This is a genomic window from Bifidobacterium simiarum (genome assembly GCF_002802905.1).
Taxonomy (GTDB): domain Bacteria; phylum Actinomycetota; class Actinomycetes; order Actinomycetales; family Bifidobacteriaceae; genus Galliscardovia; species Galliscardovia simiarum.
On sequence record NZ_PEBK01000007.1, the window covers coordinates 48,036 to 70,241 of the forward strand.

Annotated in this window: 16 protein-coding genes (1 of these 16 cut by a window edge); 4 read left to right on the forward strand and 12 right to left on the reverse strand. The window is 60.2% G+C overall.

The features are described 5' to 3' along the window. The 8 genes from CSQ87_RS07840 to CSQ87_RS07875 form a co-directional block, all read right to left on the reverse strand. Positions 1-2,566: the 5' portion of an immunoglobulin-like domain-containing protein gene (locus CSQ87_RS07840; RefSeq protein WP_100513322.1), read on the reverse strand. The gene continues 311 nt to the left of window position 1, outside the view; the window shows 2,566 of its 2,877 coding nt (coding positions 1-2,566); the start codon lies at positions 2,564-2,566; the stop codon falls past the left edge of the window. 174 nt (positions 2,567-2,740) lie between these two features. After that, positions 2,741-4,150 carry an MATE family efflux transporter gene (locus tag CSQ87_RS07845; RefSeq protein ID WP_100513323.1) on the reverse strand — a complete coding sequence of 470 codons (1,410 nt, stop codon included), beginning with the start codon at positions 4,148-4,150 and terminating at the stop codon, positions 2,741-2,743. A gap of 29 nt (positions 4,151-4,179) precedes the next feature. Next, a complete protein-coding gene (locus CSQ87_RS07850) occupies positions 4,180-5,298 on the reverse strand; it encodes an EpsG family protein (RefSeq protein WP_100513324.1) in 1,119 nt (372 codons plus the stop codon). A gap of 24 nt (positions 5,299-5,322) precedes the next feature. Continuing rightward, positions 5,323-6,240: a glycosyltransferase gene (locus tag CSQ87_RS07855; RefSeq protein WP_100513325.1), complete on the reverse strand. Its 918-nt coding sequence runs from the start codon at positions 6,238-6,240 to the stop codon at positions 5,323-5,325. Next, positions 6,241-6,729, reverse strand: a complete 489-nt coding sequence (locus tag CSQ87_RS07860) for an acyltransferase (RefSeq protein ID WP_100513326.1) — start codon at positions 6,727-6,729, stop codon at positions 6,241-6,243. Continuing rightward, positions 6,719-7,942 carry a glycosyltransferase gene (locus CSQ87_RS07865; RefSeq protein WP_100513327.1) on the reverse strand — a complete coding sequence of 408 codons (1,224 nt, stop codon included), beginning with the start codon at positions 7,940-7,942 and terminating at the stop codon, positions 6,719-6,721. Before CSQ87_RS07865 ends, CSQ87_RS07860 begins: the two co-directional genes overlap by 11 nt. Positions 7,943-8,057: 115 nt before the next feature. Continuing rightward, positions 8,058-9,122, reverse strand: coding sequence for an NAD-dependent epimerase/dehydratase family protein (locus CSQ87_RS07870; protein WP_100513328.1), 1,065 nt, complete (start codon positions 9,120-9,122; stop codon positions 8,058-8,060). A gap of 51 nt (positions 9,123-9,173) precedes the next feature. Then, a complete protein-coding gene (locus CSQ87_RS07875; RefSeq protein WP_100513329.1) occupies positions 9,174-10,418 on the reverse strand; it encodes a nucleotide sugar dehydrogenase in 1,245 nt (414 codons plus the stop codon). Between the two features lie 740 nt (positions 10,419-11,158). Between CSQ87_RS07875 and CSQ87_RS07880 the strand changes: the two genes are divergently transcribed. From CSQ87_RS07880 to CSQ87_RS07895, 4 genes are all read left to right on the forward strand, one after another. Continuing rightward, the gene (locus tag CSQ87_RS07880; protein ID WP_133122374.1) at positions 11,159-13,834 is read left to right on the forward strand and encodes a hypothetical protein; all 2,676 of its coding nucleotides are present in this window, start codon (positions 11,159-11,161) and stop codon (positions 13,832-13,834) included. Positions 13,835-14,031: 197 nt separating this feature from the next. Continuing rightward, a complete protein-coding gene (locus CSQ87_RS07885) occupies positions 14,032-15,696 on the forward strand; it encodes a sugar transferase (protein ID WP_100513331.1) in 1,665 nt (554 codons plus the stop codon). 192 nt (positions 15,697-15,888) lie between these two features. Further along, positions 15,889-17,823: a DUF4012 domain-containing protein gene (locus CSQ87_RS07890; RefSeq protein WP_133122375.1), complete on the forward strand. Its 1,935-nt coding sequence runs from the start codon at positions 15,889-15,891 to the stop codon at positions 17,821-17,823. 353 nt (positions 17,824-18,176) lie between these two features. After that, positions 18,177-18,722, forward strand: a complete 546-nt coding sequence (locus CSQ87_RS07895) for an arsenate reductase/protein-tyrosine-phosphatase family protein (RefSeq protein ID WP_100513402.1) — start codon at positions 18,177-18,179, stop codon at positions 18,720-18,722. A 214-nt stretch (positions 18,723-18,936) separates the two neighbouring features. On the opposite strand, the gene CSQ87_RS07900 is transcribed toward CSQ87_RS07895, so the two are convergent. The 4 genes from CSQ87_RS07900 to CSQ87_RS07915 all read right to left on the reverse strand — a co-directional run bounded on the left by CSQ87_RS07900 (position 18,937) and on the right by CSQ87_RS07915 (position 22,078). Further along, positions 18,937-19,842: a cysteine ABC transporter substrate-binding protein gene (locus CSQ87_RS07900; protein ID WP_100513333.1), complete on the reverse strand. Its 906-nt coding sequence runs from the start codon at positions 19,840-19,842 to the stop codon at positions 18,937-18,939. An 80-nt stretch (positions 19,843-19,922) separates the two neighbouring features. Then, positions 19,923-20,771, reverse strand: coding sequence for an amino acid ABC transporter ATP-binding protein (locus CSQ87_RS07905; RefSeq protein ID WP_100513334.1), 849 nt, complete (start codon positions 20,769-20,771; stop codon positions 19,923-19,925). After that, positions 20,764-21,438 (reverse strand): amino acid ABC transporter permease, encoded by a 675-nt coding sequence (locus CSQ87_RS07910; RefSeq protein WP_100513335.1) that lies wholly within the window; start codon positions 21,436-21,438, stop codon positions 20,764-20,766. The genes CSQ87_RS07905 and CSQ87_RS07910 overlap by 8 nt, the downstream gene beginning before the upstream one ends. Continuing rightward, positions 21,425-22,078 (reverse strand): amino acid ABC transporter permease, encoded by a 654-nt coding sequence (locus CSQ87_RS07915; RefSeq protein ID WP_100513336.1) that lies wholly within the window; start codon positions 22,076-22,078, stop codon positions 21,425-21,427. The genes CSQ87_RS07910 and CSQ87_RS07915 overlap by 14 nt, the downstream gene beginning before the upstream one ends. Positions 22,079-22,206: the final 128 nt, after the last annotated feature.

Below are 22,206 nucleotides of genomic sequence, written 5' to 3' on the forward strand. Positions count from 1 at the left end.
CGTAGTACGTGTTACCACGACGAACGGCAAGCGTATCCTTGCCATCACCGTCCCAGTCACCCACCAGCACCTGATCATTGGCGAGACCGCGCTGGAAGACCGTCTGATTACCACCGCCATTGAGCTGGTTGGTCACGTAGTACGTGTTACCACGACGGACAGCAAGCGTGCTGATATGAGCGGCGGGAGCCTTAACCGTGATCGTCACCGTCGCGGTCTTACCGCCAGCCTGTGCGGTGATCTTCGTGGTTCCGGCCTTGACGGCCTTGACCAGACCGGCATCGGACACGGTAGCGACGGAAGTATCCGAAGACTTCCACGTCACCTTCTTATCCGTGGCATTCGCCGGCAGAACCTCAGCCTTCAGCTGCAAGGTGGTCTGAGTCTGCATCGAAGCCTTGCCGGAGACCACACCGCTGCCGGACAGAGAGATCGAAGAGACGGGAACGGCAACCGTCTTCACGGTCACGGTTCGCTTCGCGGTCGCCGTATTGCCGGCAGCATCGGAAACCGTATAGGTGAGCGTGTAGGTACCGCTCTTGGAAGTATCCACCTTGCCGCTCACCTTGATCGACTTGGTGACATCTCCATCCGTATCATCCTTCGCGGTGATACCGGCCAGAGGATCGAACACATCGCCGACGGCAATGGTGGAATCCTTGATGCCCTGGAAGGTCGGCGCCGTGACATCACCCTGACGATCGCCGTAGACGAGAATCTCATGGAGGCCCTGGAAGGCCTTTTCGTCCTTGCGAGCGATGAGATTGTCCTTGATACCGGTAATCGTCAGACGGACGTACCGCGCGGTAATCGGCTGGGAAAGCACATGAGGCACGAAACCGATATAGGTGTTGTTGTCATCGGCGACGTACGAGCTGAACGTCTTGCCATCCATGCTGTATTCGATCTTGTAGTTGAACGTGGTCTGATGGTACACGTTCAGTCTCGTGGCGAAGTCGATTTCCGAGACAGTGGTCTTGCCGCCAAGATCAACGGTGACCGCATAGGGAGGATTCTGCTCCTCCGCGTAGGCGGACGAGGTGGAGCTATCGCCATCAGTCAGTGCGGGAACGCTCTTGGAGGCCGAATCGGCGGCCGGGCGTCCGAGCGAAACCAGACGGGAGCTCTGCACCGGAACGGCGCCGTACTCAGAATCCACGTCAACACCCTGATACCAGCCGAAGGCCATGAACGTGCCATTGACCGCGATCGGGAATTCCCTCTGGATGGTTCCCAGCGGAGTGTGCGGCTTACGGTAGGCGCCGGCACCCCAGTGGATTCCCTTGGAGGTGTAGGTGGTGCGCTTCGTGCCGTAATCGGTACGGACCTTGTAATGCTGGGTATCGTACGTAGAGGTATCGCCGACCTCAAGCGTGGGCGACCAGCCGGAAAGCATCGACTTCGACCACTGGTACTTCGCCTGTGAAGGATTGTTCCAAGCGGAGCGCGACGTGGTCAGGTAATACAGTCCATCACGCTTGAATACGTAAGGAGCCTCACCCTGCTCGCCCTTGGCAGTAACCACAGGCTTGGCAGAAGAATCGACATCCGTCCACTGCTTGTTCAGCTTGACGATGCCGGTATCCTGCTGGTTGTTCGCGGCACCCACCAGATAGGCGTCGGTGCCATCGGCGAACAGGAACACGTCACGAAGATCCAGATTGCCGAAGTCCTTCACCTGATAGCTGATGACGACAGGTTCGACGGAATCCAGCTCGACGAGACCAGTGCCCGAAGGAGCGCTGCTGCCGGAGGACGGAACGATACGAGCGGCGGCAATGCTGTTGTGCGTCTGGGGATTGATCACATTGTGGTTGCCCGTGTTGTACTGAGCGTTGTCGATCTTCCAGACCTGACCCTTCGTGTTCAGCGTGGGGGTCCACTGGGAGTCGTAGCAGTGGTGGGTAACCGTCTTGCCGTTTTCGACACGATCATAGGCCCACCACGACTTGTGCTGCAGGTAGACGTAGGGCTTACCCGTGGACTTGTCGGTGGCGTTCACCCATGCGTACTTCGACTTATAGGGACGCGAATCCGCAGGGCAGTTAGGCGATGTGAACCAAGCCGGACGTCCCGCCGAATTCACCGAAGAGATGGCATCGGGCAGCTCATCGGACTCGTCGGAAGCCGGAACTTCACCCTTGATGTTGCTCATGCTGCGGGTGACATTAGTGGGAGTGAACGGAGTGACGGTATTGGAGACCGCGCTTGCGGAGCCAGGATTGGCTACTACTTCATATGCATATTTCGTGCCGACCTTCAGACCGTAGTCATCCCACGTATGGCCGATGGTGGTACCGATCTGAGTTCGAGTCGAACCTTCGATCCGGAATACGGTGAACGAACTCGCACCGCTGACGGTACTCCAGAAAATCTTGGCATTGTTTGCGGATTTCTCGCCGGAAAGGCGGAATTCCTGTGCTGCAACGGTCAGCGAACCGTTGGAAGTCGTCGCATCAGCGGCATTGGCGTTCAGCGGCATCAGACCGAACAACGTGGCGATGGCCACTGCAACGGCCATAAGGCGCCAGTGCAACCCTTTCTTCGAGGATGTCTGAAGTTTCATATACCTCACTCTTCCTTGTCATTCACTGCAGATCATCTCCAACCGATCATCATACAGGAGGCACCCCCTTGGCCATAAAAGCCAAGGAGGAACGGGCACCGATGCCATGACCGATAGCCAATCACGGTCAGATCATCCCATCGCCAGTTGAGCAGGAAGAGCGTGTTCGATGGCTCAGCGAATCCTCTTGAGGGCACCAAGCACACTGCGCAAGGTTCCGAAGTTCAGCAGACAGTAGACCACATAACCGATCAGCACGATGATGAAAGCAATAATCATGTCCAGCTTCAAGGCTACGGCGATGAACAACACGGTGAACAGGATCTCCAGCGTCTCGCCCTTGACCGAGGTTTTTACCTTGAGATCCTTAGCCAGCACATACTGAGTGATCAGATACCGCACGACCAAGGTCGCCGCGCCCGCGCCGATAACCGCATTGGGCGAGTGGAAGATCAGCAACGCAAGGAAAACCAAGCAAACGCTCAGTGCCACGGACACCAGATTGATGGCCAGAAGGAATTTCTCCTTCCTCAGCACCTTGAGATAGGTGGTACCGAGCACGTTCATCTTGCTGTCGAACACGCAGATGGGAAGAACCAGTGCAAACGCCGTCAGACTGGACCGGTATTGGGGCAGCCAATAGGACAGAATCCAGACCAGCGGGAAATAGGCCAGATACAGTGCCGGGAGAATGAGGTCCATGCAGTCCCTAGCATAGCGGTAGAAATGGATTCTCTCCTGCTGCGTACCCTGACGCAATGCCGGGAACAGCACCATGCTCACCTGAGTGATGAAGGACAGGAAGAAATTGCACATCGACAGGGAGAACGAGATTTTGCCGAATACCTCGATGCCCCACACCTGATCGATCACCACTCGTGCGACGCCCAGAATGGCCAGACTGGCCACTCCGGCGATCATCACCTTGATGCCGATTCGTATGCTGTTGGCCGTCCGTACCATGGTCTCCTTGAGACCAAGCGTTTGCGCGGCGAGGAAATCCCGGCCCTTCCAGAAGGTGTATACCAGCGAAACTGAACGCGTGATGAGGTATCCGATGACATACACCTGAAACAGCTGCTCCTTGGCGAACAGCAGGAACAGCAGGGCGATCATGAACAGGAAGCGATCAATGAACGTGGCAAGTGAGAACAGCTGCGTCTCATTGATGGCCTGAAACACGAATCCCAGATACCACGCGACATTGTTGATCAGCATCCAGATCGCGAAGGCGATGATGACGAATCGCCTGTTGGGATCCGGCTGCGTCAGGAAAGCCGGAACGCCGATGATCACGGCAAAGACCGCCTGCATCACGGTTCCGGCCAGAAACTGCGACTTAATGGACGGCTTGTCGACCTCGGACCTTCTCTGCCCGCCGATCAGCAAGTACACACCATCATTGAGACCCAGATGGAAAATGCCGGCATAGGTGGTGTAGAAGATGAACAGCTGCCAGTAACCGAATGCGGCGACGCCCAACACCTTCGGAACCAGCAACGTCGTCAGGCAGCTGACGAGAACGCTCGTTCCCTGGGCCAACACGGCAACGCCGAAATTCTGCAGTATCTTTTTGTAATCCATAGTCAGTGAGACATTCCCTTGACCGGTATTTACCAGAAGATGTTCTGGTCAAGAACCGGATAGAACCAATTCTCGATGAGATGCATGGTGGTCAGCGCCCAGAAATTGATTCCGCACAGGAACACCAATCCCATCGACAGCAACAGCCGTTCCCTGTCATCCTTGTTGTCATTAAGAGGTTTGAGCTCAAACTGCGAAACGAAGAACGCCGTGTATTCGAGGAACAACAGGCCACGGAAAAGTCTGTAACAGCTTGCCACATCGAAGAACAGCAGGATCAGGATCGGCAGGCAGAGATAGTTCATGCGCCGGATCAATTCCAGATACGCGATCTTCCTGTTTTCCGCCGTCAATGACGTTCGGTTGAACGCCGGCAGGGTATTCTCCGCGGTGTATCCGCGCGACGCCATGGCATACTGAACCAAAAGCACCATGGTCAGCAGCAACAGCCATGCCAGCACGACACCCCAACCCTGCGTCTTGCCGAAGTATGCGGTGGCCTTCTCTTCCGTAGTCATCGATTGGAACAGCTTGCGCATTACGCCAGTCGGAATCAGAGCCAGCGAAATCACCGTGACCGCTACCGAACAGTACCGGATATTTTTCTGATCGAACACACGGATCGCCGCAAACAGCAAGTAGAACAACGTGGAATAGTGGAACGTTCCCGCCAATATCACCAAGGCGATGTAGACCCACAGGCCGTGCTTCTTGTCCTTCAGCAAAAACCTAAGTGCGAACAGGCAAATCGACGAAGCGAAGAAGAATCGATACTGCGTGATGTTGATGATGAACGGAACGAAGAAGAACAACGCCAGCACTGCGGAAATCGATTCCGAAAAATCAAGAATGGTGGCGATGACCAGAATGATCGCCACCAGCAACAGAAAGTTCCTGAATGTCATGAATGACAGGGAGAACGATCTGAATACCTTCATCAGGAACTGATATCCGGGCTCACTCGCACCGTAGATCTTCCAGATCTGGGGATTGTCATACTGGGTCGAGAACATTCGATAATCGGAATTATCGGTATTGCCCAAACCGATAATCACCATGAAAACGACCAGAAGGCCTCCCACAAGTTTCGACTTTCTGGCGATAAGGCCAATAAAAGCGATAAAGGAGGCGAGAGCAAAAACGATCACTGTACTCCTCGGATCAGCAAGAAATTAATATCGTCCGAACATGACGAACAGACGGAACATAAGACGTTCCATCCTGCTCTGCGGATAGATGCCGGAATCGTGGATCAGCCACTTCTTCAGCGTGCGGCTTTTCCTGTATCCCGCAATCCGGGTAAAGAAGGCTTTCTGATCCTCGCTCATCAAATCTGAATAGTGATTCAGGAGAAGATCCGCCGGATTCGGGAAGTGCCCTTTGTCAAAGATCCGCTTGAGCTTACGGAACTGATTGGTGAACAGATTACCCGTATCGGAGACGTTACCACCATTGCCACCATGGATCACATGGTAGAACAGCGGTTCCGGATTGTAATAGACGTTACCGAACAGATATCCGATCAGACCGACCCAGTAGTCATGTCCCCAATTCCGGTCCAGTGGCATATCACGAATGACGACATCACGCATCCTCCGAGTCATCACCGAAGCACATCCCTGCGCGTATCCGTTCAGCACAGACCATCCGATCGATGACGGACGGGGAATCTTGTGCTGCTGGCGAGGAAGCTCATGAAGATCGTCGTCCACCTTCACCTTATTGCAGTGAACCAGACAGATATCACCACGCTGATCCTCGGGAATCATGTCGATCGAAGAGGACAGCTTCTCCGGCTTCCAGATATCATCCTGATCGGAGAACGCGTAGAAATCCGCCTCGGACGCTTGGGATAGCGCCACGAGGAAGCTTCGCCTCCAGCCGATGTTCGTTCCGCGTATGACCGACAGCCTCGGTTCGTGGGCGGCGTAGCGATTCAGTACCTCCACGGTATCGTCCGTGGAACCATCATCACGCACCAGACACTCGACGTTCACGGACTGCTGGGCGAAGATGCTGTCCAGCTGCTGCGTGAGATAGCGAGCACCGTTATAGGTGGACATCACTACGATCACATGTGGCGTGCTCATTTAGTGGAGCTCCTTAACAACGATATCCTGATGGGCAATGACAACGGAATTTGGGGGAACATCGTGCGTCACGACGGTGTTCGCACCGATGACGGAATTGTCACCGATAGTCACGCCCTTCAGCACGATGACACCCGATCCGAGCCAGCAATTGCTGCCAATCACTACGGGCTCCGCATGGATCGGCTGCTTGTTGAACGGGAGACCGTTCAACGCGAAGCCGTGGTCATGGTCATAGACCTTCACGCCTTCGCCGAAAATGGTGTAATTACCGATCGTAATGGACTCATGGCAATTGAGGCTACAGTCATTATTGAAAAAGACGTTATCGCCGATGCTGATCGCCGGCGACTTTTTCGATCTGATGTTGACGACGAATCGCCTTCTGAAGGAGACCGACCAGCCCAACTGAATCCTACCGCGCTGAAACAGTTTAAAAGAAGCGATACGCAACTTGCATCGCAGTGTCATCATTCGATCAGTCAGCATGCTTGTCTCCGCACTTGCGTAGTTTCTTGTAGAAATCGGTTCTGTAGGTGTCCAGAATGCGCTTGTTGTACTTGTGCGACAGGTCGAACTGCTTGTCGCGGGTGGCGATGGCCTTGTTCCAATGCGAATGGTATCCGGCCAGCATCAACGCATAGTCCTCGGCACTGTTTCGATCGGAGATGCACTCCTTGTCGAGCAGTTCCACCATGCCGTCGGCAGAGCTTCCGATGCACAGCAGTCCGGAGGCCATGGCTTCGATGATGCTTCGCGGCAGACCTTCCGAATACGTGGGGAACAGGAAGAACATGGACTTCTGCAGCTCCTGCTGCACCGCACGGAATCCGGACCGCCATCCGACGAAGTGGATCTCGTCGCCGACGCCCTTTTCGCGGGCCAGCTCCTCGAACTGCGGCCGCATCGGTCCGTCACCGATCAGCGTACCGTTGACCTGATATCCGCGCTGCTTGAGCAGTGCCAAGGTCTCGATGAAGATCGCATGCCCCTTGCGCAGATCCATCATCTTGCCGACGTGCGCAACGGAGATGGTATCCGGAGCCGACTCCGGCCATTCCTGCAGCGAATAGTCATCATCCGTGAGATTGATCGTGGAGTAGTGGGCGGTGAAGTACCGATCGCTCTCCCCTTCCCGAATCGCCGTGCACGGGAAATCCTGCTGCAGTACGTGTTCGGTGACGTAGGAAACGCCGTTGGCCTTGCGGCACAGTCGCTTGGTGGACGTTGTGGCGAAGAACTGCACGAACGGCTGCAGCGGCGACTTCATCGATTCACGGCTGTACGCGGTGATCGGGTTCATCGCCATCTCCACGGCGAACGGCTTGCCGGATTTGATGACCGTGTTGCCCACGCCGAGAGAGATCGGACTCGGGGCGCGCATGATCACGGCATCCGAAACCTGCAGTGCCTGCTGCAAAGCCGCCTTGATCTTGCCATGGTTCTTGACGAGACCGCCCACGCCACGGAAATCAGGCATCGGGAACAGATGCACTTCAGGGCGAGAGGAGAGCAGCAGCTTCTCCAGATTCTCCCCCGGACGGGCCTTACGGGTGCGGGCGAATACGTTCAGCTCGTCGAACGCCGACAGATACCGATCCCAGAACGTACGGTCGCACTGCACATCGGTGTAGAACGTGCCGTCATCGGCCTGAATAAAGTGCTGCTCCAGAATCACAAGCAGCTTGGAACGGGAACCCATCCACCCTCACCTTTCATGACAATGCTTGGCGGTTTCCCGCCAAGCATTCGTTTTCATACCATAGTGATCTTCAGACCGTTCCTGTATTCAGAACATTCACGGCCGGAAGACCGAATCAGCCGTAGTACTCCTTGTACCATTCTGCGAACCGGCGTAGACCGGTGCGCAGCGAGGTCTGCGGCTTGTAGCCGAAGTCCCGCTCGAGGGCGGTGGTGTCGGCGTAGGTGACCGGCACGTCGCCGGGCTGCATCGGCACCAGCTCCTTGTGCGCCTCGAAGTCGTAGTCCTCGGGCAGCACGCCGGCGCGGATCAGCTCCTCCTGGAGGATCGTCACGAAGTCGAGCAGGTTCTCCGGATGGGAGTTGCCGATGTTGTAGATCCGGTACGGCGGCAGGGGCAGGCCGTCCTCGCCGTTGACACGGTCGGGGGCCTTCTGCATCACGCGGAGCACGCCTTCGACGATGTCGTCCACGTACGTGAAGTCACGCTTGCAGTTGCCGTAGTTGAAGATCTTGATGGTCTCGCCCTTGCGCAGCTTGTTCGTGAAGCCGAAGTAGGCCATGTCGGGGCGGCCGGCCGGTCCGTACACGGTGAAGAAGCGCAGGCCGGTGGACGGGATGTTGTACAGCTTCGAGTACGCGTGGTCCAGCAGCTCGTTGGACTTCTTCGTAGCGGCGTACAGGCTGACGGGGTTGTCCACCTTGTCGTCGGTGCTGTACGGCACCTTCTTGTTCGAACCGTAGACCGAGGAGCTGGAGGCGTAGACCAGATGCTCTACGCCGGTCTTGCCGCCGTCGTAGGAGTGACGGCAGGCTTCGAGGATGTTGTAGAAGCCGATGAGGTTGGATTCGATGTACACGTCCGGGTTGGTGATCGAATACCTCACACCGGCCTGAGCCGCCAGATTCACGACGACCGACGGCTCGTAGTCGGCGAAGATCTTCTCGATGAGGGAACGATCCGCTATCGACCCCTTGACGAAGGTGAACGCGGGGAACTCCTCGAGCTCCTTGAGTCGCGCCTCCTTGATGTGCACGTCATAGTAGTGGTTCATGTTGTCGATGCCGATGACCTTGGCATCCTTGAAATCCGACAACACGCGTTTCGCCAGATTCGATCCGATAAAGCCGGCGGCGCCGGTGATCAGGATCGTCCTGTGAGACAAGTCAATAGCGGTCATTTCATCTCCAGAAGTAGTTTGCGAACATTCGTTGGCGATCGATCGCGGTGATCAGTCGCGCTTGAACAGGTCGCGGGTGAAGACCTTGTCGCTCACGTCGGCGAGGTCCTCGTTCCAGCGGTTGGCGACGATCACGTCGGCCTCGGACTTGAAGGCGGCGAGATCGTGGGTGACCTTGCTGCCGAAGAAGTCGGGGGCATCCAGCGTGGGCTCGTACACCACCACGGTGACGCCCTTGGCCTTGATGCGCTTCATCACGCCCTGGATGGAGGACTGGCGGAAGTTGTCGGAGCCGCTCTTCATGGTCAGGCGGTACACGCCCACGACCGGGGACTCCTTGCCCTCGACCTGCTTGAGCACCTCGTCGGCGATGAAGTCCTTGCGGGTACGGTTCGCCTCGACGATGGCGCCGATGAGGTTCTGCGGAACCTCGGCGTAGTTGGCGAGCAGCTGCTTGGAGTCCTTCGGCAGGCAGTAGCCGCCGTAGCCAAAGCTCGGGTTGTTGTACTGGTTGCGGATACGCGGGTCGAGGCACACGCCCTTGATGATCTCCTGGGCGGAAAGTCCACGGGCCTCGGCGTAGGTGTCGAGCTCGTTGAAGTAGGCGACGCGCAGGGCGAGGTAGGTGTTGGCGAACAGCTTGATGGCCTCGGCCTCGGTGGTGCCGACCACCAGCTCCGGGATGCCCTTGCTGCCGTCCTCGTTGGTGCGCTCGTGCTCGGCCGGGTCGGCGCCCTGAGACAGCAGGTTGGCGAAGGTGTGGGCGGCCTCGACGGCTTCGGCGTCATCGCCGGGAGCGCCGACCACGATGCGGCTCGGGTGCAGGTTGTCGTACAGGGCGTGGCCCTCGCGCAGGAACTCCGGGGAGAAGATGATGCGCTTGTCGCCCAGACGCTCGCGCAGGTCGGCGGTGTAGCCCACCGGGATGGTGGACTTGATCACGATCCAGGCGGTCGGATCCTGCTCGCGGATGGCGGCGATGGCGGCCTCGACGCTGGAGGTGTCGAAGTAGTTCTTCTTCGGATCGTAGTTGGTCGGCGTGGCCACCACGGCGAAGTCGGCGCCGGTGTAGGCCTGCTTCGGATCAAGCGTGGCCTGGAAGTTCAGGTCCATGGAGCCGTCCTGCTTGCCATCGAGGAAGCGGGTGATCTCCGTATCGACGATCGGGCTCTTGCCGTTGTTGAGCAATTCCACCTTCTCCGGCACGATGTCCAGAGCGTGCACTTCGTTGTGCTGCGAGAGCAGCAATGCCACGGACAGTCCGACATAACCGGTACCAGCAACTGCGATCTTCATAATCTCCCCCGTATTCTCCTATTCTTGAGGCACGATTACAGACAATTCGATCATAGTCGAACACCCGCCAAATGAAACCACCAGTCACAAGGTTCCCAAAACTTGGCCCACATACCCCCATCATGTGAGACGAGCGCTCGGGCGGCAGACGACGGCCATAAGGCTCCGTCATCCCCCGTAAGGAAAGGGTAAGAATGAACAATTCAGCTCCGGCATAACCCCTCCCAAAAAAAATGGCGAGGATCTTCCTCGCCTATTTGTTGAACCCGAAAGCTCGTTCGTTATTTTATCGCCTCTACCGAGCAGCCGGTGAACCATCAGTCACAAGGTTCCCAAAACTTGGCCCACATACCTCTCATGCGAGACGAGCGAGAGCCCGAAGCTCACGGGGAAAGTCAAGAAAAAAACGAAACAGCTGCCTTCGGATCGCCGGGTCAGAGACCGGGATATGTGGCGTCCGACCGTAGGCTTGGCCGAACGGCCTTGAGTGTGTCGGACGCCACATATCCCGGTCGACCACATGAAGAGTCGACTCTGTCAGACGAACTTGTCTGTCGGCTCGACTGCGCCCCAGGAACGCCACTGCCGTTCCCTTACCGGGCTCAGTCCGCGGGAAAACCGGAAACGTCTCCAACATTTATAAGGTGGCAAAACACTGTGAATGTGGGTAGGGTGACTTTTAATATGTCTTAGGCGTGCAGGTCGCACGCGACAGGAGCGGAAGACACTTGGGAGAGTCAATGGCCGGCAAACGAGACGACAGCCCCAAAGCGGACAGGAAGAAGATGGATCTGTGGTTCCCCATCGACGACGAGCCGCAGACCGCCAAGGATTCCGGAGCCGACTCCGATAAGAACGATCAAACCACAACGCAGGGCACAGCACAGGGCCAGTCACAGTCCGAGGCACAGACCGGAGCGGACCAGACCACGGCCCAGGCCAACGGCGGCACCGACAAGGCCTCCGACGCCGCCGGCAGCGGCGACAACGCCTCGCAGCCCGCGATCAAACCGCTGGCCGAAGGCGACGTGGTCAACACCCAGTGGGACATCCCTCCGATCACCTTCCCCGCACTGGTGGAGAAGACCGGCCCCAAGCACACGGCCGACGGCGCCGGCAGCGCACAGCCCAGCGCCCCCGCCCAGACCTTCGGACCGGTGATTCCCGCCGAAGACGTCACGAACGCCGGCGGTTCGCCCGCCGGTACCGATGCATCCGCCGGATCAGATGCCGAGCCCGACGAGGAGATCGGCCGTACGATCGCCTCCGCCACGCCGCATGACGGCGGCGACGATTTCGTCGACACCGCCGTGATCACCCCGCTCAACGCCGGATTCATGCCGAAGGCCGGAGCCGATGCCGCAGCAGCGTCCGCTGCGACGGCCACGACGGCTTCCGCGGCAGCATCCGCTCCGGCACAGGCCGCGGCAGGCGCGAACCCGGCCGACACCAATACCGACGCCCCGGCCGACAGCGGCAACGACATCAACGCCGATCAGCCCGAAAGCGGCGTGGAACAGCTCGCCGAGACCATCGCCGAATCGCCCGAAGAGGTGTTCGGCGACGCAGTGCATCAGCCGATCAACTCCGCCTCCACCATCAGCATGCCGGCCATCGGCACCCCGGCCGCGGCGCTCGCCTTCCCCGAGGCAGGCCCGAAGACCGAGTCCGCGACCGACAAGGCCGCGCAGGCGACCACAGCGCAGGCGACCAACACGCAGCCTGCCGAATCGCAGCCCGGCGACGCCAGTCCCGAGGCGACCATGGCGTTCAACCCGCTGGCAGATGATGCCGACGCGAACGCCGGCACCCAGAACGAGGACGCCGAGGCCACCGTCGCGTTCAACCCGAACGACGTCAACGCCGAGAGCGCCGAGAACGCCGAAGCCGACAAGTCCAAGGATCCCGCCAATGACCCCGAAGCCACCGTGGCGTTCAGCCCCGAGGACGTGAAGGCCGCGCAGGCGGCAGGTGAGGGTACCGGCACCGCCGCCGATCAGAAGGCGTCGATCTTCCCGGCCGACATGGATCCCACGGCCAACACCTTCCAGCTCGGTCAGCTGCCGCTCGCCCTGCAGCAGGCGGCGGACGACGAAGCCACCGTCGCCATGAAGCCCGGCGACATCGCCGCGGCCGGCGCGACCGCAGACGCCAACGCCAACGCCAACGGCAAGGCCGACGCCAACGGGGCATCCGCCGACGACGACCTGTTCAGCAAGCTGCCCATCCAGCCGAACGACGCCGAGCGACGTGAACGCGCCCGCAATCTCAGCTCCATTGAATCGCTGGAGCCCAAGCCCGGCGAAAAGGATCCGCTGGCCCTCGTGCCCCCGGAGGAGCAGGAGAAGAAGAAGCCGAACCGCAAGCCGATCATCATCGCGGCGATCGCCGCCGTCGTGGTGATCGCCCTGGCCGTGGCCGGCGTGATGTTCATGCGCGGTCGCAGCAATTCGAATACGGGCAACACCGCCAACACCACCGATCAGGCCCATCAGACGGCGGTAACCGCCTGCCTCGCCTCGGTGGACGACTACGACAGCGCGAAGAAATCGCTGGACTCCGCGGTCAAGGGCGTCAAGGACCAGCTCGCCATCACCTCCGATCAGGTGGCCGACGCGAACACGGTGACCACGCTGAAGAAGGCCGTGGACGCGGCGAACAAGACCGAGGCCTCGAAGAGCTGCGACGACTCCCTGAGCACCAAGGAGCTCAAGTCCAACACCAAGGACAACGCGAAGCTCACCTCCGACATGAAGAACCAGGCCCTTGCCGTGACCACCGCCGCCAAGTCGGTGACCAGCAGCAAGGATGCCAAGGACAAGACCACCACCGACAATGCGAAGCAGAACCTGCAGACCGCCGTCGACAACGCCCAGTCGCTGTTCGAAAGCAGCCGCTACAACGTGGCCGACGACCAGACGCGCGTGCAGCTGCAGATCGCGCTCGGCAACGCCAACACGCTGCTCGATCAGGACGATCCCGACCTGACCGCGGTACAGAATGCCATCAGCGCGCTCTCCACCGCCTCGGCCAACGTGGAGGCCTCGATGCAGGAGCTGCAGAACCAGAACGCCAACTCCACGCAGTCGAACGACGGCACTCAGGACGGCACGACCACCGACAACGGCAGCGACACCGGCACGACCAACGGAGGCACCACCAACAACTCCGGTTCCACCGGTTCGGGCAACTCGGGCTCCACCGGAAGCTCCAACTCCAATCAGAATTCCGGCAGCTCGAACAACAACTCGAAGCCAAGCACCAACAACAGCTCCAGCTCCAACAACTCCAACGGCGGCGGTTCCAACAGCTCCGGAGGCGAGTCCAACAATAACAACGGCACCACCGACGACAGCGATGGCACCACCGACGACGGCAGCGGCACCACCAACGGTCAGGATCCGGCCATCAAGTAGCCGACCGCCGGGTGAGTGCCATGGGCAAAGTGAACAGTCGATAAACTCGGGAACATACTTCCCCCCTTCGTCGGTTATGGATACTATGCTCTGCTAGAGAATAATTTGGATGATCATGAGGAACGAGAGCAAGAAGATTCGCACCGAGGGCCGCAACCGCCCGACGGTCACCGAATCCTCCTCTCCGAGGGGGTCATATGACTGCTGAGAACGGCAAGCCGGAGGTGCCGCCGACACCGCCAACGGAACCGAAGGCCACGAAACCTTCGAAGCCCAAGCTGTTCGGGTCCGCCGCACCCAAGAGCGCGTCGAAGAGCGCACCAAAAGGCACGCCGCGCAACGAATTCAAGTTCACGAACACGCCGTTCGAGGATTCGATCGACAGCTATCGACGCTGGGGCTTCAGGCAGACCCCCCGGTGGCGTTATCTGTTCGTGCTGAGCATGGTCGTCACCGATATCGTGGTGATGCTGATCTCCATGGTCATCGGCTTCGCGATCAACCCGCCGGCCTACAACACCGTGCTGCGCACCATGCCGATCGCCCTGTTCATCGTGATCCTGTGCGGCATCTGGCTGCTGGCGCTGATGTTCGCCGGCGCATACCAACGCCACGGCATGGCCGAAGGCTACGGCATCTACACGAAGATCATCAACGCCACGATCTTCACGATCATCCTCGCCAGCTGCATCGCCTTCATGTTCAATCTGGAGATGCCCCGCACCAGCCTGATCATCGTGCCGATCATCGCCGGCCTGATCGAAGTGGTGGCCCGCTGGCTGCTGCGCCGCTCCCTGCACCGCAACCGCCTGAAGGGCGACTGCAAGTACGCGACCGTGGTCATGGGTTCGCCCGAAGGCATCAACAAGGCCCTGCACACCATGCAGGACTACACCGCCCTCGGCTACGCGCCCATCGCCGTATGCCCGATTCAGGTGAACCCGCACGACCCGAACGTGGTCATGCACGCGCAGTACGTGCCCGACCCCACCATCGAAGGGGCCGACAAGCTCGAAGTGGTCACGCTCAACTCCCACTTCCCTCGCACCGCGGAACGCCTCGGCGCCCAGTCCGTGCTGGTGACCGACGTGCTCACCCGTGATTCGCCGCTGCTGCACGCGCTCTCGCTCGGCGTGGAGTCGCTGGGCATCGAGCTCGCCGTCTCCGTCTCCCTGGCCGACATCGGCGGTCACCGCCTGTACCTGCGCAACACCACCGAGCAGCCGGTGCTCAGCGCCAGCCTGCCGCAGTACCGCATCACCACCTACGTGGTCAAGCGCATCATGGACATCATCCTCTCCAGCATCGCGATCGTCATCAGCTCGCCGATCATGCTGGTCGTGGCGATTCTGATCAAGCTCGACGACGGCGGTCCGGTGTTCTTCACCCAGACCCGCATCGGCATGCACGGCATCCCGTTCACCATGTACAAGTTCCGGTCCATGGTCACCAACGCCGAGGAGATCAAGAAGAAGCTCGCCGAGGAATCCGGCCAGTCCGACCGCTTCATCTTCAAGCTCAAGGACGATCCGCGCATCACCAAGATCGGCAAGTTCATCCGCAAGACCTCGCTGGACGAGTTCCCGCAGTTCTTCAACGTGTTCAAGGGCGATATGTCGCTGGTCGGCCCGCGCCCCGCACTGCCCGAAGAGGTGGCCCGCTACAATTCGCTGTACGCCACCCGACTGCTCGTCAAGCCCGGCATCACCGGACCGTGGCAGGTCTCCGGCCGATCCGATCTTTCCCAGGAACAGTCCGAATACCTCGACGTCTCGTACATCGAAAACTGGTCGATCACCGGCGATCTGGCGATCCTGGCCAAGACCGTGCTCGTGGTGTTCAAGGGAACCGGTTCGTACTGATCCGGCTGATTTGTAGAGATCATGCCCGTCGTGGAGATTTCCGTCTCCCCGGCGGGCATTATTGATAGTTGGAGTTCAATGCTTCCGTACGGACGATCCGCCGGTCACCGTCACCGCACGGGCCGCGGATGATCCACGGCGAAATCCGCGGATGATCCGTACATCGGTAACAGGTAGTGAGGGGAGCGAGCATTGGCAAGACACGTTCAGGGATCGGGACGTACCGCGGGCAACGGCGGACGGTCTGCGGCACGGTCGGCGGCAGCGGCGGCGGACTGGAACGACATCATCAGTCAGCCGGAACCGTCCGCGTCACGCCGGTCGGGCGGACGACGCGGACACCGGCCGGAGCGCAAGCGGCACACCGGTCGCAATGTGGTACTGACGATCCTGCTGATTCTCGTGGTGCTGGCCGCGGTCGGCGGATTCCTCGGCCTGAGGTTCTACAAGCAGGCCCTCGAGGTCAGGGATCATGAGACCAAGGCCGTGCAGGCAGTGACCGCTCTGGCCGACCTCTCCTCGATCAAGGACACCCAGAGCCTGAACAGTGCGATCGCCGAAGCGAAGACCCACACCTCGGCCGCCAAGACGATCACCGACGGCGCGCTGTGGAAGGCCGCGTCGCTGGTGCCGGTGTACGGCGACGACGTGAAGACCGTGCGCGGCATGACCGGCGTGATGGACGCCATGGTCGGCGAGGCGCTGCCCAGCCTGAGCAACAACGTCGCCACTCTGATGAACGCGAACCTTTCCGCCGGCGACTCCCAGCTGAACCTCAAGCCCCTGCAGGACGTGCGCACCAGCTTCAGCAAGACCAACCAGCTGGTCCAGCAGCAGAAGCAGACGCTTGACGCCCTCCCCCAGCCGCACGTCGGCATGGTGAAGAGCGCATACGAGCAGAGCCGCAGCCAGTTCGACACGATCGCCGAGAAGATCGACCAGATCGACAACTCGCTGCAGTTCCTGCCGAAGTTCCTCGGCTCCGAAGGCAACCGCAACTACCTGCTCATGGCGCAGACTACGTCGGAATCCCGTTCCAGCGGCGGTCTGGTCGGCTCGCTCGGCTCGATGACCACGGCCAACGGCAAGATCACCATGGGCGACTTCCATCCGAACACCGAGTTCAACCTCAAGGGCGTGCTCACCGACGAGGAGACCAACGTGTTCAGCGAGCTGGAGGTGACCACCGATCCGCGTAACGCGCCGGTGCTGCCGAACTTCCCGCATGTGGCCGAGATCCTCAACAAGACCTGGCAGGCCTCCCCCTACGCCGGGCAGGTGGACGGCGTGATCGCCGTGGACCCGGTGTTCATCCAGCAGATGGTGAAGATCAACGGCTCCATCAAGCTGCCCGACGGCCGCGTGCTCACCGGCGACAACACCGCCGAGTTCATGCTCAACACCATCTACAAGGAGATTCCGGAAGCCCAGCAGAACGACTACTTCGAGTACATCGTGAGCACGGCCATCAGCCAGATGTTCGCGAACATGAACACCTCGAAGCTCATGCAAGTGGCCAACAGCATGGGCGATCTGGCCAGCAACCGTCACCTGTACATGTACAGCTTCCACGCCGACGAGGCGAAGAACTTCCAGGGAGCCGGACTGGCCAAGGGTACGCCGAGCAGCGAGGAGAACCCCGAGCTGGGCCTGTACGTGACCGAGATGAAGACCTCGAAGATGACGTGGTACATCCACCGCAAGACCACGATCACCCGTCAGGAGTGCAACGCCGACGGCTCGCAGACCTACCATGTGCGCGTCGCGTTCACCAACACCGTGCCTTCCTCCGACGTCAAGTCCGAGTACGAGTACATCGTCGGCAAGAACGACCACTACGGTCCGATGGGCACCGCGCACGATGCGATGCTGTTCTACGCGCCGAAGGGCGGCTCGATCTCGAACTTCACCACCAACGCCGACGAGAAGCCGAGCCAGACCACCATCGACGGCGAGACCGCGTGGCTGAGCAAGACCAACATCTCCCCCGGTTCGACCGTCTCGTACGAGTTCGACGTGAAGACCTCCACCAAGGCGAAGAGCGATCTCAAGCTCGATCAGACGCCGATGGGATGGATGGATCCCGGCGTGACCTACGACACCGCCGCCTGCGCGATCAAGCAGTAAGTGGCTCTGAGGGTGGTGGGCGGCCGTCAGGCTTCGTTTAACCACCCCCAGTCTGCCTACGGCATCCAGCTCCCGCCAGCGGGGGCACACATGCTTCGCTCCCGCTGGCGGGAGCTGTCCGACGGAGTCGGACTGAGGGTGGTCTAGTTCCCAACCGGCTCGACCACCCCCGCGGTTTCTTAGGGAAACGTATCGGAATGGTGAAGTGGCTTGGGACCGATTAGGTATCGGTAAACCCGAGCGAGTATTGTGGATGAGGTATTTTTCCACGGCATCGTCGTTGAGCATTGTTGCGTGACGTCGATTGCCGGCCACAAGAGAACACGCAACAGGAGAAGAGTATGCACAACCCCATGCACATCATGTTCGTCTGCACGGGCAACATCTGCCGCTCCCCGATGGGCGAGCTGCTGATGGCCGCATACCTGAGCAACACGTCCATCCACGTCTCCAGCGCCGGCACGCACGGTCTGCCGAGCGAGCTGATGGACAAGTCCAGTGCCAAGCTGATGCGCAGCGTGGGCATCAACCCCTACGAGTTCCGCTCCCGCCGACTGACCCCGGAGCTGGCGGAATCCGCCGACCTGATCCTGTGCTTCGAGAAGTCGCAGCGCAAGGACATCGTCACTATCGCCCCTACCGCCGTGAAGTACACGTTCCTGCTGCCGGACTTCGCCAACATGTGCGAATACTGCAAGACCAACGGACTGGTGTCGGGCCTGACGATCCAGGAGCGTCTGGAATCGGTGATCGATTCCGCCGCGATGATCCGCCCGGCCGTTCCGGAGGCCGCCGATATCGAGGATCCGCACTACAAGTCGTTCCCGAAGTTCCAGAAGGCCGCCGAACAGACGAACGCCGCGATCCGCAAGATCCTCACCAGCATGAAGAAGCACTGATTGGTGTGGGGGTGGGGGTTTGAGGCCCCTCATCCGACCGGCAGAGCCGGCCACCTTCCCCCAACATGGATTGATCAGGTAAAGGGGGAGATCCCATTGGGATCTCCCCCTTTACCTGATCAATCCACCGGTTTTTGGCAAATCCAAGCTTGAAGAGCCCATAATCGGGTCGTTAAAGCTTGGAATGACCAAAAACCGGGTTCTGACGGACGGATTACAGCTCGCCGCCTTCCACGACGATGTCGTCGGGGTTGACCTCGTCGCCGTACACCGGTTCGAGGGTCTGCTGGTAGTCCTTGTGGAAGAACTTGTCCTTGCCGAGCTTGACGATCTCGTCGTTGACGAAGTTCAGCAGCTCGGTGTTGCCCTTCTGCACGGCGGGGGCGATGGTGTCCTCGTCACCCAGCTTGGTGATGCCGACGGTGAAGCCCTTGTTGGCCTTGGCCCAGGCGAGCACCTCGGTGTTGTCGGTGGAGAACGCGTCGCCGCGGCCGTCGAGCAGCGCGTTGTAGGCGTCGGCGTACTGATCGTACTTCTGCAGCTTCACGTCCGGGTAGTTCGTGCCGAAGTAGGTCTCGGCGGTGGTGCCCTTGGCGATGATCAGCGTCTTGCCCTTGAGCTCATCGACGTTCTTGATCACCTTGCTGTCCGGGGAGACCACGCCCAGCGCCACCTTCATGTACGGCTTGGCGAAATCGACCTTCTGGGCGCGCTCGTCGGTGACGGTGAAGTTGGCGAGCACCAGATCCACCTTGTTCGAGGTCAGCACGTCCACGCGGGCGGCCGGATCCACGGAGGTGTACTTGGGGGTCACGCCGAGATCCTTGGCCAGCTGCTCGGCGAAGTAGACGTCGTAGCCCTGGTACTTGCCGTCCTTGTCCACGTAGCCGAAGGGAGCCTTGTCGGAGAAGACGGCCACCTTGAGCTCGCCGGACTTCTTGATCTCGTCGAGGCTGCGGGCCTTGGTGGCGGAGGTGTTGCCGCTGGCGGAGGCGGTGTCGCCGGCCTCGCTCGGCGTGGACGCGGACGGACCGCATGCCGCGACGGAGACCAGCATGGTCAGTGCGGCTCCTGCGGCGACGATGGCGCGCGCGGCGCGGCCGAAGAGTTTCGTGGTCATGGTTTCCCTTCTTTCTGTTCTGTTGTGTGGTTGGTTGGTGGTCTGGGGTTGGCGATTCGCGGTCAGTCGGTACCGATCAGTCACTCGTGCCGCTTGAACTGGAAGGTCCGCAGGAACTGCCAGGCGCGTTCGCTGGCCGGATCGGTGAAGAAGCGTTCGGCGTCGTCGGACTGTTCGACGATGTGGCCGCCGTCCAGCAGGACGATGCGGTCGGCGATGGCCCGGGCGAACGCCATCTCATGCGTGACGATCATCATGGTCAGTCCCTGATCGGCCAATTCGACGATCACGTCGAGCACCTCGCGCACCATCTCCGGGTCAAGGGCCGCGGTCACCTCGTCGAACAGCATGATCTCCGGGTGGAGGATCAGCGCCCGGCAGATGGCCACGCGCTGCCTCTGGCCGCCGGACAGTTCATGCGGCCAGGCGTCCTTACGATCGGCCAGTCCGACTCGTCCCAGCAGTTCCAGGGCCTCCCGCTCGGCGTCGGCCTTGGGGCGCTTCTGCACGATCGTGGGGGCCAGCGTGATGTTGCCCAGCACGGTCTTGTTCGGGAACAGATCGTAGCTCTGGAACACCATGCCGACGCGGGTGCGCAGATCGGAGCTGCGCTGCTGCCGGCCGGACTTCGCGTTGCCGGACTTTCCGCTGGCGATCACCTCGCCGTCCAAGGCGATCTCACCACCCTGGATCGGCTCCAATCCGGCGACCGTACGCAACAGCGTGGACTTGCCGGAGCCGGACGGGCCAAGCACCACGGTCACCTTGCCGGCGGGCACGGTGAGGGTGATGTCGTCGAGTACCGGGCGGTCGGCGTTGGCGTACTGCTTGACCAGATGGCTGATCTCAAGGTTCTTGCCGGACGGCTGGGCGGTTCCGGTCTGCACGGTCGGTTCGGTCTGCACGGTCGGTTCAGTCTGCTCAGTCATGAGCCCACCTCTTTTCCAGTCGGCGGGCCACGATCGACAGCGGCCAGCACACGATGAAGTACATGAAGAAGATCACGCCGTAGATCCACAGCGTGGCGGTCGGGAATTCGAAACGGTGCGCGTCGATGATCTGCTGACCGACCTTGATCACCTCCACCACGCCGAGCAGCACGGCCAGCGACGTGGTCTTGACGATGCGAGTGGCGAGGTTCACGCTCGCCGGCAGCAGACGACGCACGGCCTGCGGCAGGATCACGCGGGAGAACGTCTGCCACGGACTCAGGCCCAGCACGTACGCGGACTCATACTGACTCTTCGGAATCGATTCGAGCGCGCCGCGCACCAGATCACCGAGCTCGGCGCCGCCCCACAGCACGAAGACCAGCACGCAGGCGCCGGTGGCGTCGAGATTCCAGCCCCATGCCTGCGCGAAGCCGTAGAAGGCGATGAACAGCAGGGCGAGCTGCGGCATGATGCGGATGAAATCCAGATAGATACGCATGAGGATGCGGATCAGCGGATTGCGCAGCGTCATCAGCCAGCCGACGAGCAGACCGACCGGGACGGACAGGCCGACCGATACGCCGGCGATCCACACGGTGACCCACAGGCCCTGCAGCAGACGGGGGAAGACGCCCGGCTGGAGGAGAATCTCAGCGCCTTGCATAGTCGAACCTCCGTTCCAGCAGCGTACCGACGATGGAGATCGGCAACAGGATCACCAGATAGGTGATGATCAGCAACGTCAGTGATTCGTAGGTGTCGTAGTACATGCCGATGAGGTCCTTCGTCACGTACATCACGTCGGCGAGCGCGATGGCCGAGACCACCGACGATTCCTTGACCAGGAAGATCACGTTGGCCACGACGCCGGGGATGGCGGTGGACAGGGCCTGCGGCAGGATGATGTGGATGAACGCCTGCGCCTTGCTGAAGCCGAGCATCTGGGCGGATTCGTGCTGGATGGTCGGCACAGCCTCGAGACCGCCTCGCAGGGCTTCGGACATGTAGGAGCCGCCGAGGAAGGCGAGGCCGATGATCGCGCAGGTTTCGGCCGACCAGACGACGCCGAGCTTCGGCAGACCGAAGAACAGGAAGTACAGCTGCACGAGCAGCGGAGTGTTGCGGCTGAGTTCGATGTAGGCGCGGACGATCTGGTAGAGCACCGGGATGCGGGTGATCTCCACGGCCGCGCACAGCAGGCCGAGCACGACGGCGAGCAGGACGCCGAAGAAGCTGATGAACACGGTCATGTAGCCGGCGTTGACGAAGTAGGGGGCGTAATGGGTCATGAATGCCCAATCCATGGCTCTCCTCCTCGCGTTTCGGGGCTGGATGTCTCTCTCGTTCGTGGGCAATCATAACGGAGACGGCGGGGAGGCTTGGCGCTTGCGCTATACGAATAAGTTATAGAGGGCGTGCATGCAGGACAGTG